Source organism: Mitsuaria sp. TWR114 (genome assembly GCF_007997345.1).
On sequence record NZ_VOSR01000239.1, the window covers coordinates 1 to 15569 of the forward strand.

The 15569-nt window shown below is 67.4% G+C and carries 11 protein-coding genes and 4 pseudogenes; 6 read left to right on the forward strand and 9 right to left on the reverse strand.

Annotated features, from left to right (window positions below):
* Both FUT87_RS28625 and FUT87_RS10480 read left to right on the forward strand, forming a co-directional pair.
* A partial coding sequence (locus tag FUT87_RS28625) for an FAD-dependent oxidoreductase (RefSeq protein ID WP_404935387.1) occupies positions 1-579 on the forward strand: 579 nt, incomplete at its 5' end.
* Positions 580-699: 120 nt separating this feature from the next.
* Positions 700-1467, forward strand: coding sequence for an IclR family transcriptional regulator (locus FUT87_RS10480; RefSeq protein ID WP_091722774.1), 768 nt, complete (start codon positions 700-702; stop codon positions 1465-1467).
* 86 nt (positions 1468-1553) lie between these two features.
* Here the strand turns inward: FUT87_RS10480 and pbpG are convergent, their stop codons facing one another.
* The 7 genes and pseudogenes from pbpG to FUT87_RS10515 form a co-directional block, all read right to left on the reverse strand.
* A complete protein-coding gene (gene pbpG, locus FUT87_RS10485; protein WP_147240977.1) occupies positions 1554-2585 on the reverse strand; it encodes a D-alanyl-D-alanine endopeptidase in 1032 nt (343 codons plus the stop codon).
* Positions 2586-2767: 182 nt separating this feature from the next.
* On the reverse strand, positions 2768-4309 hold the full coding sequence (locus tag FUT87_RS10490) for a 2-isopropylmalate synthase (protein WP_147240971.1): 1542 nt from the start codon (positions 4307-4309) through the stop codon (positions 2768-2770).
* An 85-nt stretch (positions 4310-4394) separates the two neighbouring features.
* Positions 4395-6080 (reverse strand): 2-isopropylmalate synthase, encoded by a 1686-nt coding sequence (gene leuA, locus FUT87_RS10495; RefSeq protein WP_147240972.1) that lies wholly within the window; start codon positions 6078-6080, stop codon positions 4395-4397.
* A 276-nt stretch (positions 6081-6356) separates the two neighbouring features.
* Positions 6357-7204, reverse strand: a pseudogene (gene pssA, locus FUT87_RS10500) (CDP-diacylglycerol--serine O-phosphatidyltransferase).
* Between the two features lie 198 nt (positions 7205-7402).
* Positions 7403-8419, reverse strand: coding sequence for a ketol-acid reductoisomerase (gene ilvC, locus FUT87_RS10505; protein WP_091722757.1), 1017 nt, complete (start codon positions 8417-8419; stop codon positions 7403-7405).
* A 52-nt stretch (positions 8420-8471) separates the two neighbouring features.
* Positions 8472-8963 carry an acetolactate synthase small subunit gene (gene ilvN / locus FUT87_RS10510; RefSeq protein ID WP_091722753.1) on the reverse strand — a complete coding sequence of 164 codons (492 nt, stop codon included), beginning with the start codon at positions 8961-8963 and terminating at the stop codon, positions 8472-8474.
* A 186-nt stretch (positions 8964-9149) separates the two neighbouring features.
* Positions 9150-10933: pseudogene (locus FUT87_RS10515) on the reverse strand (acetolactate synthase 3 catalytic subunit); the annotation flags it as partial.
* A 259-nt stretch (positions 10934-11192) separates the two neighbouring features.
* Here FUT87_RS10515 and FUT87_RS10520 point away from each other — a divergent pair.
* Positions 11193-11759 carry an RNA polymerase sigma factor gene (locus FUT87_RS10520; RefSeq protein WP_091722747.1) on the forward strand — a complete coding sequence of 189 codons (567 nt, stop codon included), beginning with the start codon at positions 11193-11195 and terminating at the stop codon, positions 11757-11759.
* A gap of 62 nt (positions 11760-11821) precedes the next feature.
* A pseudogene (locus tag FUT87_RS10525) lies at positions 11822-12493 on the forward strand (ABC transporter permease); the annotation flags it as partial.
* Here the strand turns inward: FUT87_RS10525 and FUT87_RS10530 are convergent.
* Both FUT87_RS10530 and FUT87_RS10535 read right to left on the reverse strand, forming a co-directional pair.
* The gene (locus FUT87_RS10530; protein ID WP_147240974.1) at positions 12468-12905 is read right to left on the reverse strand and encodes a type II toxin-antitoxin system VapC family toxin; all 438 of its coding nucleotides are present in this window, start codon (positions 12903-12905) and stop codon (positions 12468-12470) included. The pseudogene FUT87_RS10525 and the gene FUT87_RS10530 sit on opposite strands and share 26 nt — an antisense overlap.
* On the reverse strand, positions 12902-13111 hold the full coding sequence (locus tag FUT87_RS10535) for a type II toxin-antitoxin system VapB family antitoxin (RefSeq protein WP_147240975.1): 210 nt from the start codon (positions 13109-13111) through the stop codon (positions 12902-12904). The genes FUT87_RS10530 and FUT87_RS10535 overlap by 4 nt, the downstream gene beginning before the upstream one ends.
* Before the next feature lie 433 nt (positions 13112-13544).
* Between FUT87_RS10535 and FUT87_RS10540 the strand changes: the two are divergent.
* A pseudogene (locus FUT87_RS10540) lies at positions 13545-14959 on the forward strand (pyridoxal-phosphate dependent enzyme).
* The coding region (locus FUT87_RS10545; protein ID WP_147240976.1) for a PLP-dependent aspartate aminotransferase family protein at positions 14956-15569 on the forward strand (614 nt) is incomplete at its 3' end. The pseudogene FUT87_RS10540 and the gene FUT87_RS10545, both read left to right, overlap by 4 nt.

Below are 15569 nucleotides of genomic sequence, written 5' to 3' on the forward strand. Positions count from 1 at the left end.
GGCTGGCTGGTCGACGGCGAGCCGGCCGACGCGGTCGTCGTCGCCTGCAGCTCGGTGGAGGCGGCCCGGCTCACCCGCGACCTCGCCCCGCGCTGGAGCGCCATCGCCGGCGCCTTCGAGTTCCAGCCCATCGTGACCGTCTATCTGGAAAGCGCCGGCTCGGCGCTGCCCGCGCCCATGGTCGCGCTGCGGGAATCCGCCACCGAGCCGGCGCAGTTCGCCTTCGACCTGGGCCAGCTGGGCCAGCATCCCGGGCTGTTCAGCCTGGTCATCAGCGGCGCGGAGCCCTGGGTCGAACGAGGCCTGGAAGCGACCGGGGCCGCGGCGCTCGAACAGGCCCTCCGGCACCTGCCCTGGCAGCGTGCGCCGAGGCTGGTCCGCGTGCTCAGCGAGAAGCGCGCGACCTTCGCCTGCACCCCGGGTCGAATTCGCCCAGAGGCCCCGATCGCGCCGGCGCTGTGGGCCGCCGGCGACTATCTGGCCGGCCCTTATCCGGCGACGCTGGAAGGCGCCGTGCGCAGCGGGCTCGCCGCAGCCCGTTCCGCAATGCGGCAATCCGGCACTGACGCCACCTCCTGAGGCGGATTCATCGCGGCGCCACGCACCGCTGATGGGCAAATGCGACGGAATGCGCCCGCTAGATGCGGCTCTCGGTTTCGCCATGCAAAACCAGAGCGAAATCCTTCACAATCGTCCGCCATGAAGTCCAAGGAGCTCCAGACCCCCGCGATCCAGGTCCTTGAGCGCACCTTCGCGCTGCTGGACGTCCTGGCCCAGCATCAGGATCCGGTGTCGCTGAAGTTGATCAGCGAAACCACCGGACTGCATCCCTCCACCGCCCACCGCATCCTGAACGACCTGGCGCTGGGTCGCTTCGTCGACCGCCCGGAGGCCGGCAGCTATCGGCTCGGCATGCGGCTGCTGGAACTGGGCAACCTGGTCAAGGCGCGGCTGGACGTCCGCGAGGCGGCGATCGGCCCGATGCGCGAGCTGCACAAGCTGACCCATCAGCCGGTCAACCTGTCGGTGCGCCAGGGCGACGAGATCGTCTACATCGAGCGGACCTATTCCGAGCGCAGCGGCATGCAGGTCGTGCGCGCCGTCGGCGGCCGGGCGCCGCTGCACCTGACCTCGGTGGGCAAGCTGTTCCTGGCGAGCGACGATCCCCAGCGGGTGCGCGCCTACGCGACCCGCACCGGCCTGTCGGGCCATACCCGCAACAGCCTGACCGACATCAGCCAGCTCGAGCGCGAGATGGCGCTGGTCCGCCAGCGCGGTGTCGCGCGCGACGACGAGGAGCTCGAGCTGGGCGTGCGCTGCATGGCCGCCGGCATCTACGACGACCAGGGCAAGCTGGTGGCGGGGCTGTCGATCTCCGCGCCCGCGGACCGGCTCGAGGAAGGCTGGCTGCCGCGCCTGAAGGAGACGGCGACGCGGATCTCCGCCGCGCTGGGCTTCCGCGGCTGAATTCCGCGGGCCCCCACGAAAAAGCGGACCCGAAGGTCCGCTTCTGCATTCAGCCGGAGGCCGCTTGCTCCGGGGCGCTCCGGCGATTACTTCGCCGACACCGCCGGGATCACGGCTGCGGTCGTCGCGGCGGCGGGGGCCGTCGCCACGCCCGCCAGCGGCGAGGCCGCACCGGTGAGCCACTTGCGGACGCGTTCGGCGTCGCCGATCCGGGAGTATTTTCCGGCGGAGTCCAGGAACACCATGATCAGCTTGCGGCCAGCCAGCTGGGCCTGCATGACCAGGCACTGCCCCGCTTCATTGATGAAGCCCGTCTTCTGCAGGCCGATGTCCCAGTCGCCCTTGCGGACGAGGCCATTGGTGGTGCCGAAGCGGACCTGCCGGCGGCCCAGGGCCACGGTGTATTCGGACGAGGTCGACAGCTCGCGGATCAGCGGGAAGGCGTGGGCGACCTTGACCAGCTTGGCGAGGTCGGCCGCGCTGGACTGGTTGCGGCTGGACAGGCCGGTGGGCTCGACGTAATGGGTGTCCATCATGCCCAGCGCACGCGCCTTGGCGTTCATCGCCGCGACGAAGGCCTCCAGGCCGCCCGGGTAGTTGCGCCCGAGCGCATGGGCCGCGCGGTTCTCCGAGGACATCAGCGCCAGGTGCAGCAGTTCGCCGCGGGTCAGTTCGGTGCCGATGGCCAGGCGCGACCCGGTGAACTTCTCGGTGTCCTTGTCTTCGTCGGTGATCTCGAGCTTCTCGTCGAGCGACTGGTTGGCCTCGACCACCAGCAGCGCGGTCATCAGCTTGGTGATGGACGCGATCGGCAGCACGGCCGAGGGGTTCTTCGAGAACAGGACTTCGTTGGTGTCCTGGTCGACGACATAGGCGACGCTGGATTTCAGGTCGAGGGGGTCCTCGGTGTCATGCAGCCCGTACATCGTCCCGAAGGACGGTTTGGACAGGGCGACTTCCCGGGCCGGTGCCGCCGCGCGGGCGGCCACCTTGCGGGGAGAGCGCGGGGCCGGTTTGGCCTTGCGCACGCTCTTCACCTTGGCTTTGGAGGACGACGCCGTGGCCGCCTGCGCCGGTTGAACCGGCACGAGACTGGCGGTCAGGCCCGTCAGCAACATGACGCCGCTGAGCGCGGCACCAGACAGCAATGTCGCAATGGTCTTCAATCCAGTCCCCAGAAGTGGGCGCGAGTTTAGGGGATCGCTGAAAGACCGGCAAGATCAATGACTTAACGCAGGCTCTTAAAGTGCCCGAATCCGTGCCATCCGACGCGGCCGGGCGGCCGGCGTGCGCTGTCCTGTCAACCTTGGGCGGCGACCCGCTCCGTTTTGCTTTGAAGCTTGTTCAGAGCGCTCAAATATGCTTTCGCGGAGGCGACGACGATATCGGGGTCTGCCCCCACGCCGTTCACCACGCGTCCGGCATGCTGCAGGCGCACCGTCACTTCGCCCTGGGATTCTGTGCTCCCGCTGGTGATCGCGCTGACCGAATACAGCAGCATTTCGGCCCCACTTCCGACCTTGCTCTCGATCGCCTTGAGCACCGCGTCGACCGGGCCGTTGCCGTCGCTCTCGGTGCGGTACTCGGTCTCGCCGGCGGCGAAGACGACCTGCGCCTGCGGGCGTTCACCGGTTTCGGAGCGCTGCGCCAGCGCCACCAGCCGGTAGTGCTCCTGGTCCTGCGTGACCGACTCGTCCATCACCAGCGCGATGATGTCCTCGTCGAAGATCTCGGCCTTGCGGTCGGCCAGGTCCTTGAAGCGGACGAAGGCGGCGTTGATTTCCGCCTCGGACGCCAGCACCACGCCCAGTTCCTGCAGCCGCTGCTTGAAGGCGTTGCGCCCCGAGAGCTTGCCCAGCACGATCTTGTTGGCGCTCCAGCCGACGTCCTCGGCGCGCATGATCTCGTAGGTGTCGCGGGCCTTGAGCACGCCGTCCTGGTGGATGCCGGAGGCATGCGCGAAGGCATTGGCGCCCACCACCGCCTTGTTGGGCTGGATCACGAAGCCGGTGGTCTGCGACACCATCCGGGACGCCGCCACGATCTGCGAGGGATCGACCCGCACGTCCAGGCCGAAATAGTCGCGGCGGGTCTTCACCGCCATCACCACCTCCTCCAGCGAGCAGTTCCCGGCGCGCTCACCCAGACCGTTGATCGTGCACTCCACTTGGCGCGCGCCGCCGATCTTCACCCCGGCCAGCGAGTTGGCCACCGCCATGCCCAGGTCGTTGTGGCAGTGGACGCTCCAGATGGCCTGGTCCGAGTTGGGCACGCGCTCACGCAGCGTCTTGATGAACTGGCCGTAGAGCTCGGGGATCGCGTAGCCGACGGTGTCCGGGATGTTGATCGTGCGGGCGCCCTCGCGGATCACCGCCTCGACGACGCGGGCCAGGAACTCCGGATCGGAGCGGTAGCCGTCCTCAGGAGAGAACTCGATGTCGTCGGTCAGGTTGCGGGCGAAGCGCACCGCCTGGATCGCCTGCTCCAGCACCTGCTCGCGGGTCATGCGCAGCTTCTTCTCCATGTGGAGTTCGCTGGTGGCGATGAAGGTGTGGATGCGCGAACGCGCCGCGCCCTTCAGCGCCTCGGCGGCGCGGGCGATGTCGCGGTCGTTCGCGCGCGCCAGCGAGCAGACGGTGCTGTCGCGGATCGCGTCGGCAATCGCCTTGACCGCCTCGAAGTCGCCGTGGCTGGCGGCCGCGAAGCCGGCCTCGATCACGTCCACCTTCAGCCGCTCCAGCTGCCGCGCGATGCGCAGCTTCTCGTCCTTGGTCATGGACGCGCCGGGCGACTGCTCACCGTCGCGCAGGGTGGTGTCGAAGATGATCAGCTGGTCGGACATGGGAGGCTTCCTTGCGGTGGCGGGGGCGGACCCGGTGGTCCGGGTCCCGGTCAGCGAGTTTAGGCGGCCGGCGGGCCCCGGCGGCTCAGGCCGCGATGCGGTCGGCGAGCTTGAGCACGCCGCGCTGCGAGGCGCGGCGCAGGCCCGAGACGATCGCCTTCAGCGACGCCGAGGCGATGTTGCCGTCCATGCCGACGCCGAACAGCGTGGCCTCGCCGACCCTCAGCTCCAGGTAGGCCACGGCCTGCGCATCGGCGCCGCTGCCCATCGCATGCTCGTGGTAGTCGAGCACCCGGACCTGGGTCTTGAGCAGCTTGTTCAGGCCCTCGACGAAGGCATCGATCGGGCCCTTGCCCTGGCCGTCGATCCGGACCATGCGCACGCACAGGTCGGCCTGCGCCTGCACGCGGGTCTGGCCGTCCTCGCCGGTGTCGATCTGCGGATGCAGCGCCGGTGCCTGCTTGACGCCGTATTCGCGGTCGAAGATGCGCCACAGGTCGGCCGCGCCGAGTTCCTTGCCGTTCGTGTCCATCACGCCCTGGACGATCTGGCTGAATTCGATCTGCAGGCGGCGCGGCAACTCGATGCCGTATTCGGCCTCGAGCAGGTAGGAGATGCCGCCCTTGCCCGACTGGCTGTTGACGCGGATCACCGCCTCATAGCTGCGGCCCAGGTCCTTCGGGTCGATGGGCAGGTAGGGGATCTCCCAGATGTCGCCTTCCTGGCGGGCGGAGAAGGCCTTCTTGATCGCATCCTGATGCGAACCCGAGAACGAGGTGTAGACCAGTTCGCCCACATACGGATGGCGCGGATGGACGGGAATCTGGTTGCAATGCTCGACGCAGCGGCGGACTTCGTCGATGTCGGAGAAATCCAGCCCCGGATGCACGCCCTGCGTGTACAGGTTGAGCGCGACGTTGACCAGGTCCAGGTTGCCGGTGCGCTCGCCGTTGCCGAACAGGCAGCCCTCGACGCGGTCGGCGCCGGCCATCAGCGCCAGCTCGGCGGCGGCGGTGCCGGTGCCGCGGTCGTTGTGCGGATGGACCGACAGGATCACGCTGTCGCGGCGTTCGATGTTCCGGCCCATCCACTCGATCATGTCGGCGTAGATGTTGGGTGTCGAATGCTCGACGGTGGTCGGCAGGTTGATGATGATCTTGCGCTCGGGCGTCGGTCCCCAGGCCGCGGTCACGGCGTCGACGACGCGCTTGGAGAAGGCCAGCTCGGTGCCCGAGAACATCTCCGGCGAGTACTCGAAGCGGAAGTCCGTCTCCGGCTGCTTCGCGGCCAGCTCGCGGATCATCGCCGTGTGGGTCACGGCCAGGTCGACGATCTCGTCCTCGCTCATGTTCAGCACGACGCGGCGCATCACCGGCGCGACCGCGTTGTAGAGATGGACGACCGCGCGCGGCACGCCCACCAGCGATTCGAAGGTGCGCTCGATCAGCGGCTGGCGGGCCTGCGTCAGGACCTGGATGGTCACGTCCTCAGGGATGTGGCCGTCCTCGATGAGCATGCGGACGAAATCGAAATCCGTCTGCGAGGCCGAGGGGAAGCCCACCTCGATCTCCTTGAAGCCGATCTTCACCAGCATCTGGAACATGCGCAGCTTGCGCTCGGGATCCATCGGCTCGATCAGCGCCTGGTTGCCGTCGCGCAGGTCGGTGCTCAGCCACAGCGGCGCCTTCGTGATCTGCGCGTCGGGCCAGCGGCGGTCCGGGAGGGCGATGGGGGCGAAGGCGCGGTACTTGGTCTGCGGTTGCTTGAGCATGGGAGCGTTCCTGGTGGGTTCAGGGGCGCAACTCGCAGGCTCTCCAGAAACAGAAACGGCCCGCTGCGAGTTGCATTCGGGCCGTTGATCTGGGATGAGCGTCTGGATGGACGGACGTGCGCGATCTAGCGAACCCGAGGTTCAGCTAGTAGTAGCAGCGACAGCCCGAAGGCTTGGCTGGTGGAGGCGGACACGAACGTCATGGGCGTCGAATATAGGGGCGCGGCGCGGCGGGCGTCAACGCGAATGGGCGAATGCACGCGCCGCAAGCGTTCGCTATCGGTGAAGGCCTGCTTCATCGGGCTCGTCGGTCGACATCGCGATCACGCTGGCCGGCTTGCCCTTGGCGCGCCGCACCGCGTAGACGACGTAGCCCGAGATGCCATAGGCGCAGAAGACGCCGAACAGCACCCGCGGCGGATCGATGTTGATCGCCGCGATGGCCAGCATGATCACCACCAGCACGATGAAAGGCACCGAGCGCTTGAAGGTGATGTCCTTGAAGCTGTAGAACGGCGCGTTGGTCACCATCGTGAGGCCCGCATAGAGCGTGAAGCCGAAGGCCAGCCAGGCCAGCGCCGGATCGCGGTGGATGTCCTTGTAGCCGCGCTGTCCAGCGCCCAGATCAGGCTCATCACCAGCGCGGCCGCGGCGGGGCTGGGCACGCCCTGGAAGAAGCGGCGGTCCACGACCGCGATGTTGGTGTTGAAGCGCGCCAGCCGCAGCGCCGCGCCGGCGATGTAGACGAAGGCGGCGAACCAGCCCCACTTGCCCAGGCCCTGCAGCGCCCAGGAATACATGATGAGCGCCGGCGCCGCGCCGAAGGACACCATGTCGGACAGCGAGTCCATCTGCTCGCCGAAGGTGCTCTGCGTGTTGGTCATGCGCGCGACGCGGCCGTCCAGGCTGTCGAGCACCATGGCCGCGAAGATGCCGTAGACGGACTGCTCGAAGCGCCCGCCGATGCCCATCACCACGGCATAGAAACCGCTGAACAGCGCGGCCAGGGTGAACAGGTTGGGCAGCAGGTAGATGCCCTTGTGGCGCGGGCGCTGCGGGGCGTCGAGGACGTCGGGCTCGTCCTCGTCGAGCAGGTCCACGCTCTTGTTCTGAGTCGAATTCATGGGCCGGGAGGATAACCCACCCCCTACCGGCTTGCGCCGGCCCCCTCAAGGGGGCGCACCCGGTGGCCTGGCAAAGCCACGCCACGGGTGCCGCTTGGAAGAGAAACAGCCGGCGAAACGCTCTGCCGGTGCGCGGCCCGAAGGCAAACAGCCCGGGCTGCTTGCGCAGGCCGGGCTGTCGAGGTGTTGATCAGGCGATCAGTTCTTGGACTTGTCGACCAGCTTGTTGGCCTTGATCCAGGGCATCATCGCGCGCAGCTGTTCGCCGACCTGCTCGATCGGGTGCTCGGCGGTCAGGCGGCGGCGGCTGATCAGCGTCGGGGCGCCGGCCTTGTTCTCCAGGATGAAGGACTTGGCGTACTCGCCGGTCTGGATGTCCTTCAGGCACTGGCGCATCGCGTCCTTGGTCGCCTCGGTCACCACGCGCGGGCCGGTGACGTACTCGCCGTACTCCGCGTTGTTGGAGATCGAGTAGTTCATGTTGCCGATGCCGCCTTCATAGATCAGGTCGACGATCAGCTTCAGTTCATGCAGGCACTCGAAGTAGGCCATCTCGGGCGCGTAACCGGCTTCGGTCAGCGTCTCGAAGCCGGCCTTGATCAGCTCGACGGCGCCGCCGCACAGCACGGCCTGCTCGCCAAACAGGTCGGTCTCGGTCTCTTCGCGGAACGAGGTCTGGATGATGCCGGCCTTGCCGCCACCGTTGGCCGCCGCATAGCTCAGGGCCAGGTCGCGCGCCTTGCCGGTCTTGTCGGCGTAGACCGCGATCAGGTGCGGCACGCCGCCGCCCTGGCGGTAGGTGTTGCGCACGGTGTGGCCCGGCGCCTTCGGAGCGACCATCCACACGTCCAGGTCTTCGCGCGGCTGCACCTGGCCGTAATGGACGTTGAAGCCGTGGGCGAAGGCCAGCGACGCGCCCTGCTTGATGTTGGGTTCCACGTCCTTCTTGTAGACGTCGGCGATCTGCTCGTCCGGCAGCAGGATCATGACCACGTCGGCCGCCTTCACCGCCTCGGCGATCTCGGCGACCTTCAGGCCGGCGCCTTCGGCCTTGGCCCAGGACGCGCCGCCGCGGCGCAGACCCACGGTGACCTTCACGCCGCTCTCGTTCAGGTTCTGGGCATGGGCATGGCCTTGTGAGCCATAGCCGATGATGGTGACGTTCTTGCCCTTGATCAGGCTGAGGTCGGCGTCCTTGTCGTAGTACACGTTCATGGTGGTCTCTCCGGGGGAAATCAGTACAGGGGGGGTTCAGTGAAGCGCGCGTTCAGACGCGCAGGATCCGTTCGCCGCGGCCGATGCCGCTGGTGCCGGTGCGCACCGTCTCGAGGATCGCCGTGCGGTCGATCGCGTCGATGAAGGCGTCGAGCTTGCCGGCGTCGCCGGTCAGTTCGATGGTGTAGGTCTTCTCGGTGACGTCGATGACATGGCCGCGGAAGATGTCCGAGGTGCGCTTGAGTTCCTCGCGCTCCTTGCCGACGGCGCGCACCTTGATCAGCATGAGCTCGCGCTCGATGTAGCGGCCTTCGGTCAGGTCGACGACCTTGACGACCTCGATCAGCCGGTTCAGGTGCTTGGTGATCTGCTCGATCACGTCGTCGCTGCCGCTGGTGACGATGGTCATGCGCGACAGCGAGGGGTCCTCGGTCGGCGCCACGGTCAGGCTCTCGATGTTGTAGCCGCGGGCGGAGAACAGCGCCACGACGCGCGACAGCGCGCCCGGCTCGTTCTCGATGAGCAAAGCAATGATGTGTTTCATGGAATCTCGTCCTTCGCGCTCTTCAGACCGCCGGCGGTAACCGGACGGCCCTTGGCCACGCTCTTCGATTCAGGGAATGGGCCGGATCGCTCCGAGCGCCTCTGGCTTTCCGCCGCCGGCCGCGACGCGCGCGGTAACGCGCGTCACGCCGGACGGCTTCGAGCCGTCAGCGGTCTCAGAGGTCCTCGACCCCAGCAGCATTTCGGAGATGCCCTTGCCCGCCTGGACCATCGGCCAGACGTTCTCGGTCGGGTCGGTGCGCACGTCCAGGAAGACGGTGCGGTCCTTCAAGCGCATCGCCTCGCGCAGCGCGGGCTCGACATCCGAGGGTCTCTCCACCAGCAGGCCCACATGCCCATAGGACTCGGCCAGCTTGACGAAGTCAGGCAGCGCATCCATGTAGCTGTGCGAGTAGCGCTTGCCGTAGTCCAGCTCCTGCCACTGCCGCACCATGCCCAGGTAGCGGTTGTTCAGCGAGACCACCTTCACAGGCGTCTTGTACTGCTGGCAGGTGGACAGCTCCTGGATGTTCATCTGGATGCTGCCCTCGCCGGTGATGCAGAAGACGTCCGACTCCGGCTTGGCGAGCTTGATGCCCATCGCATAAGGCAGGCCCACGCCCATCGTGCCCAGGCCGCCGGAGTTGATCCAGCGGCGCGGCTCGTTGAAGCGATAGAACTGCGCGGCCCACATCTGGTGCTGGCCGACATCGGAGGTGATGTAGGCGTCGCGGTCGCGGGTCAGGTTCCACAGCGTCTCGACGACCTGCTGCGGCTTGATGACGTCGCTGGACTGCTTGTAGGCGAGGCAGTCGCGCTTGCGCCAGTCGTTGATCTGGCTCCACCAGGCGTTGATCGAGTCCGCGTCGGGCCGCGCCTGCGCTTCCTTGATCTGCGCGATCAGTTCCTGCAGCACGTCCTTGACGTCGCCCACGATCGGGATGTCCACGCGCACGCGCTTGGAGATCGACGACGGGTCGATGTCGATGTGGATGATCTTGCGGTCGACGACGCGAAGTGCTTCGGATTGCCGATGACGCGGTCATCGAAGCGGGCACCCACGGCCAGCAGCACGTCGCAGTGCTGCATCGTCATGTTGGCCTCGTAGGTGCCGTGCATGCCGAGCATGCCCAGGAAGCGCGGGTCGGTGCCGGGCATCGCGCCCAGGCCCATCAGCGTGTTGGTGCAGGGATACCCCAGCAGCTCCACCAGCTGGCGCAGCTCGGCCGTGGCCTCGCCCAGGATCACGCCGCCACCGGTATAGATATAGGGACGCTTGGCGCCCATCAGCAGCTGGACCGCCTTGCGGATCTGGCCGCTGTGGCCCTTCTTCACCGGGTTGTAGGAGCGCATCTCGACGCGCTCCGGGTAATGGAACGCGGTGCGGTTGAGCGAGACGTCCTTGGGGATGTCCACCACGACCGGGCCGGGCCGGCCGGTGCGCGCGATGTGGAAGGCCTTCTTCAGCGTCGTGGCGAGATCGCGGACGTCCTTGACCAGGAAGTTGTGCTTGACGATCGGGCGCGTGATGCCGACGGTGTCGCACTCCTGGAAGGCGTCCAGGCCGATGGCGGGCGTGGGGACCTGACCGGTGATGATCACCATCGGGATCGAGTCCATGTACGCCGTCGCGATGCCGGTGATCGCGTTCGTGACGCCGGGACCCGAGGTCACCAGCGCGACGCCGACTTCGCCGGTCGCCCGGGCGTAGCCGTCGGCCGCGTGCACGGCGGCCTGCTCATGACGGACCAGCACGTGCTGGATGGCGTCCTGCTTGTAGAGCGCGTCGTAGATGTAGAGGACGGCACCGCCTGGATAGCCCCAGAGGAACTTCACGCCTTCGGCTTGAAGACTCTGAACCAGGATTTCGGAGCCATTCAGTTCCTGGCCGGAACTGACGGAATGGGGGTGCGGTTGTGAGCGAGCTTCCGTGATCGCTGCACGTTTGATGTCCGCGGCAGACATGTCCATATGTCGAACCTCTGAGATTTTCTCTGACGAAAAACCATCGGTGCTTCTCCTCGCGCTCTTGTGAAGCGGACTTGAAACGTCGCGTCAAAAACAGGGGCGCCGTGGTCGGGCGGCCTACTTGAGACAAAAACTGCGGTGTGCGAGGGGCCGATTATGCACGCAAACCCGCGCACGACCGGTCGGCGGTGGCGATCTGTAGCGCTGGTGCGATAATCCGCGCCGTTTTGCCTGCCCGACCGCCCTTTCCGGCGCCAGCCCATTGGCCACAGACAAAGAACTCAACGACTTTCTCAAGACCGTCGACCGGCGTGCCTTCAAGCGCACGGTGTACATGGTGCGAGACGAGGACGCCGCACTGGACATCGTCCAGGACGCCATGATCCGGTTGGCGGAGAAATACTTCGATCGGCCGGCGGCGGAGTTGCCGCTGCTGTTCCAGCGCATCCTGTCGAACGCGACGATGGATTGGTTCCGGCGTCAGAAGGTCCGCAACGCCGTCTTCAGCAACCTGTCGGATTTCGAGGGGGGCGAGTCCGGCGAGGACTTCGACCTGCTGGAAATGCTGGAGACGCAGGAAGGCTCGATGGGGGCGCTGTCCGCCGCAGACGAGGTCTCGCGCGTTCAAGTGCTGGCCGCCATCGAACAGGAAGTTGCAGCATTGCCCGCGCGTCAACGGGAAGCCTTCCTCCTGCGTTACTGGGAAGAACTCGACGTTGCCGAAACGGCGGCGGTCATGGGTTGCTCGGAGGGCAGCGTCAAGACACACTGCTCCCGCGCCGTGCATGCGCTGGCCAAAACGCTGAAAGCCAAGGGAATCTCGCTATGAAGAAGAACACGCCAGGAACGCCGCTGCCGCTGGAGGCGGAAGCGCGCGTGACCCGTTTCGGCCTCCGGGTGGCCGCGGGTTTGACCGAGCAGAGCGAGACCCTGTCCGGCGACATCCAGGAGAGATTGCGCTTCGCGCGTGAGCAGGCGCTCGCCAAGGCCATGGCCGCGCGCGCCGCCGCGCCGACTCAGGCCGCTTCCGAAACGCGCCATGTGGGCAACGGCACGCTCGCGCTGGGCGGTGGCGAGAAGACCCCGCGCTGGCGCAAGGCCGCGGCGCTGCTGCCGCTGGCGCTGCTGTGGTTCGGACTGGGCTCGGGGAGCCTGATCTTCGTGCTGGTGCATGCGGTGCTGTGGCCGCTGGCGCTGGCGGCTTCGGCGGGGTTCGCGGCGGTGCCCGAGACGCTGCGCATGGCGGGCCGCAACTATGGCCTCAGGGGGCCGCGCTATGTCGCGCAGATCCTGTTGCCCGCGGCGCTGCCGGCCATCCTGTCGGGACTGCGCGTGGGCTGGGCTTTCGCGTGGCGGACGCTGATCGCCGCGGAGCTGTTCTTCGGCGCCTCCTCGGGCCAGGGCGGCCTGGGCTGGTACATCTTCCAGAACCGCAATGAGCTGATGACCGATCGCGTCTTCGCGGGACTCGCGTTGGTGATCCTGATCGGATGGCTGGTCGAGCGGCTGGTGTTCAGCACGATCGAACGCGTGACGGTCAGGCGGTGGGGCATGCAGCGCTGAGCTCAGCGATCCGGACGGATCTCGGCGCGGGCTCACCCTCCATCAGCGGAATACCGAGCAGCGTCGCCAGGCGTTGCATCTTCTTGTCCTTCGACCAGAGCCTGGCCTCCGGCGTCCTGAGCGTGGCCACCAGCACGGCCATGTCGACCAGACCGCAGCCGGAGCCGTACATCTTCCGTTCTTCGACCACCGTCAGAACCTCGTCGACATCGACGGATTCGATCTGGAGCAGGCTCGCAAGAAGCTGCAAGGTGGCCGATCGCGGCACGGGCGGTGTGCCGCAACGCAGCTCACCAATGAGAAGCTCATGAGTGACCACGCGATGGTCCTTGAGGAGCTCAAGCAATCGTGGATTGCTGCGGCGGAAGTGCTCGATCCAGATCGAGGAATCGACAACGATGCAGGTGCTCATTCGGGAACCTCCGGATCCCAGCGACGGCGAGGAATGTCCTCCATGTCCGGCGCGCAGCCGCCAAGATCGGCCAATCGATGTGCCGCCTGGATGGCGATGTAGGTCTTCATCGCCAAGGTCACCATCTCCTGGGGGCTCATGGGTGTGTCGGAGAGCTCGAGGGCGCGTTGATAGAGGGCTTGGTCAAGCATGATCTTCCTTTTCACGAGTCGCTCCGAGGCGGCATCACTGAAGCCGGATCAGTGACTCGACACGCGCATCGGATTGCGAAGGCGCCAGCTTGCGCCGCCTCGCCCCCGCCGTCAGTGGCCTGTTCCTATGCCGCTGCCGGACCGGCCCACCGACTCCAGTGGTGCCGCCCCCAAAAACAAACGCCCCGGCCGAAGCCGGGGCGCTGCTCGCATCGGATGACAAGGGTCAGTTCATGGCTGGGTCTTGGACTTCCTCATGCTGGACGACATGGATGAAGGGTAGGGACGCGGCGCCACGCCGGGAACGAAGCGAAGCGGATAAGCTGCGGCGACAACCGCGCTTGGAGCGACCCGCTCCCGGCGGATAGGCTGCGCGGTTTGCCCGCGTCCGGTACCACCCCGCCGGACGCGTCGCCCGACCATCCCACCAGGATCACAAGGAGCGCCCATGAGTGCCAAGGAGACCTCTTCCCCCACCGCGTCGCCAGCGATCGAGCGGCCCGACCGCCCCGCCGTGCTGGACCTGATCGGCAACACGCCGCTGGTGCCGGTGAACCGGCTCGACACCGGCCCCTGCCAGCTCTTCCTGAAGCTGGAATCGCAGAACCCCGGCGGCTCGATCAAGGACCGCATCGGCCTGTCGATGATCGAGGCCGCCGAACGCGACGGCCTGCTCCCGCCCGGCGGCACCGTCGTCGAGGCCACGGCCGGCAATACCGGGCTCGGGCTCGCGCTGGTCGCGCGGGCGAAGGGCTACCGGGTCGTGCTGGTCGTGCCGGACAAGATGTCGGCCGAGAAGGTGCTGCAGCTCAAGGCGCTCGGCGCCGAGGTGCATATCACCCGCTCCGACGTCGGCAAGGGCCACCCCGACTACTACCAGGACCGCGCCGCGCGCCTGGTCCGCGACCTCCCCGGCGCCTGGTACGCCGACCAGTTCAACAACCCCAACAACCCGCTCGCGCACGAGACCACCACCGGTCCGGAGATCTGGCAGCAGGTCGGCCACCGGATCGACGCGCTGGTCTGCGGCGTCGGCTCCGGCGGCACGATCACCGGCCTGTCGCGCTTCTTCGCCAAGGTCCGGCCGGCCTGGACGTGGTGCTGGCCGATCCGGCCGGCTCCATCCTCAAGGACTTCATCGAGACCGGCAGCTTCGGCGAGGCCGGCTCCTGGGCCGTCGAGGGCATCGGCGAGGACTTCGTGCCGCCGATCGCGGACCTGAGCGGCGTGCGCCACGCCTACGCGATCACCGACGAGGAGAGCTTCGCCACCGCGCGCGACCTGTACCGCGCCGAGGGCATCCTGGCGGGCTCGTCCACCGGCACGCTGCTGGCCGCGGCGCTGAAGTACTGCCGCGCGCAGACCACGCCCAAGCGCGTGGTGACGCTGGTCTGCGACACGGGCACCCGCTATCTCTCCAAGGTCTACAACGACCCGTGGATGTTCGACCAGGGCCTGCTCAAACGCGAGAGCAAGGGCGACCTGCGCGACCTGATAGCGCGGCGGCCGGAAGACGGCGCCGTCATCAGCGTCAGCCCCGAGGACACGCTGGCCACCGCCTTCTCGCGCATGCGCCAGGCCGAGGTCTCGCAGCTGCCGGTGCTCAAGGACGGGAAGCTGGTGGGCCTGCTGGACGAGTCCGACCTGCTCGCGCAGATGCACATGGACGCGCGCCACTTCAAGGACAGCGTCGACAGCGCGATGAGCCATGATGTGCAGACGCTGCCGCCGGGCGCGCCGCTGTCCGACCTGATCGCGCAGCTGCGCAAGGGCCTGGTGGCCGTGATCGCCGACGATCGCGGCTTCCACGGCCTCGTCACCCGCTTCGACCTGTTGAACCACCTGCGAAAGGGCTTGTCATGAGCCATTCCCCCGAGAAAGACAACGACCATCCGGCCGACGCCGACCTGCGCTTCGACACCCGCGCGATCCATGGCGGCCAACGCCCCGACCCGCTGACCGGCGCGGTGATGCCGCCGATCTACGCGACCTCGACCTACCGCCAGCAGAGCCCCGGCGTCCATCAGGGCTACGAATACGGCCGGACCCACAACCCGACCCGCCAGGCCTATGAGCGCGCGATCGCCAGCCTGGAGGGCGGCGTGCAGGGCTACGCCTTCTCGTCCGGCCTGGCCGCGATGGCGACGGTGCTGGACACGCTGGACGCGGGCTCGCACATCGTCGCGGGCGACGACCTCTACGGCGGCAGCTACCGGCTGTTCGAGCGCGTGCGCAAGCGCAGCGCCGGCCTGCAGGTGAGCTACGTCGACAGCAGCGATCCTGAGAACGTCCGCGCCGCGCTGCGGCCCGAGACGAAGATGATCTGGATCGAGACGCCCAGCAACCCGCTGCTGAAGCTGACCGACCTGGCCGCCGTCGCGAAGATCGCGCGCGAGCACGGCGCGCTGGCCATCGTCGACAACACCTTCGCCAGCCCCTGGGCGCAGCGCCCGCTGGAACTGGGCTTCGACGC

Bases quoted from the DNA above. Each gene is read 5' to 3' on its own strand.
- ilvC (WP_091722757.1), bottom strand. From the start codon at position 8,419: ATGAACGTGTACTACGACAAGGACGCCGACCTCAGCCTGATCAAGGGC.
- leuA (WP_147240972.1), bottom strand. From the start codon at position 6,080: ATGCTCAAGCAACCGCAGACCAAGTACCGCGCCTTCGCCCCCATCGCC.
- pbpG (WP_147240977.1), bottom strand. From the start codon at position 2,585: ATGTTGCTGACGGGCCTGACCGCCAGTCTCGTGCCGGTTCAACCGGCG.
- FUT87_RS10480 (WP_091722774.1), top strand. From the start codon at position 700: ATGAAGTCCAAGGAGCTCCAGACCCCCGCGATCCAGGTCCTTGAGCGC.
- ilvN (WP_091722753.1), bottom strand. From the start codon at position 8,963: ATGAAACACATCATTGCTTTGCTCATCGAGAACGAGCCGGGCGCGCTG.
- FUT87_RS10490 (WP_147240971.1), bottom strand. From the start codon at position 4,309: ATGTCCGACCAGCTGATCATCTTCGACACCACCCTGCGCGACGGTGAG.
- FUT87_RS10530 (WP_147240974.1), bottom strand. From the start codon at position 12,905: ATGAGCACCTGCATCGTTGTCGATTCCTCGATCTGGATCGAGCACTTC.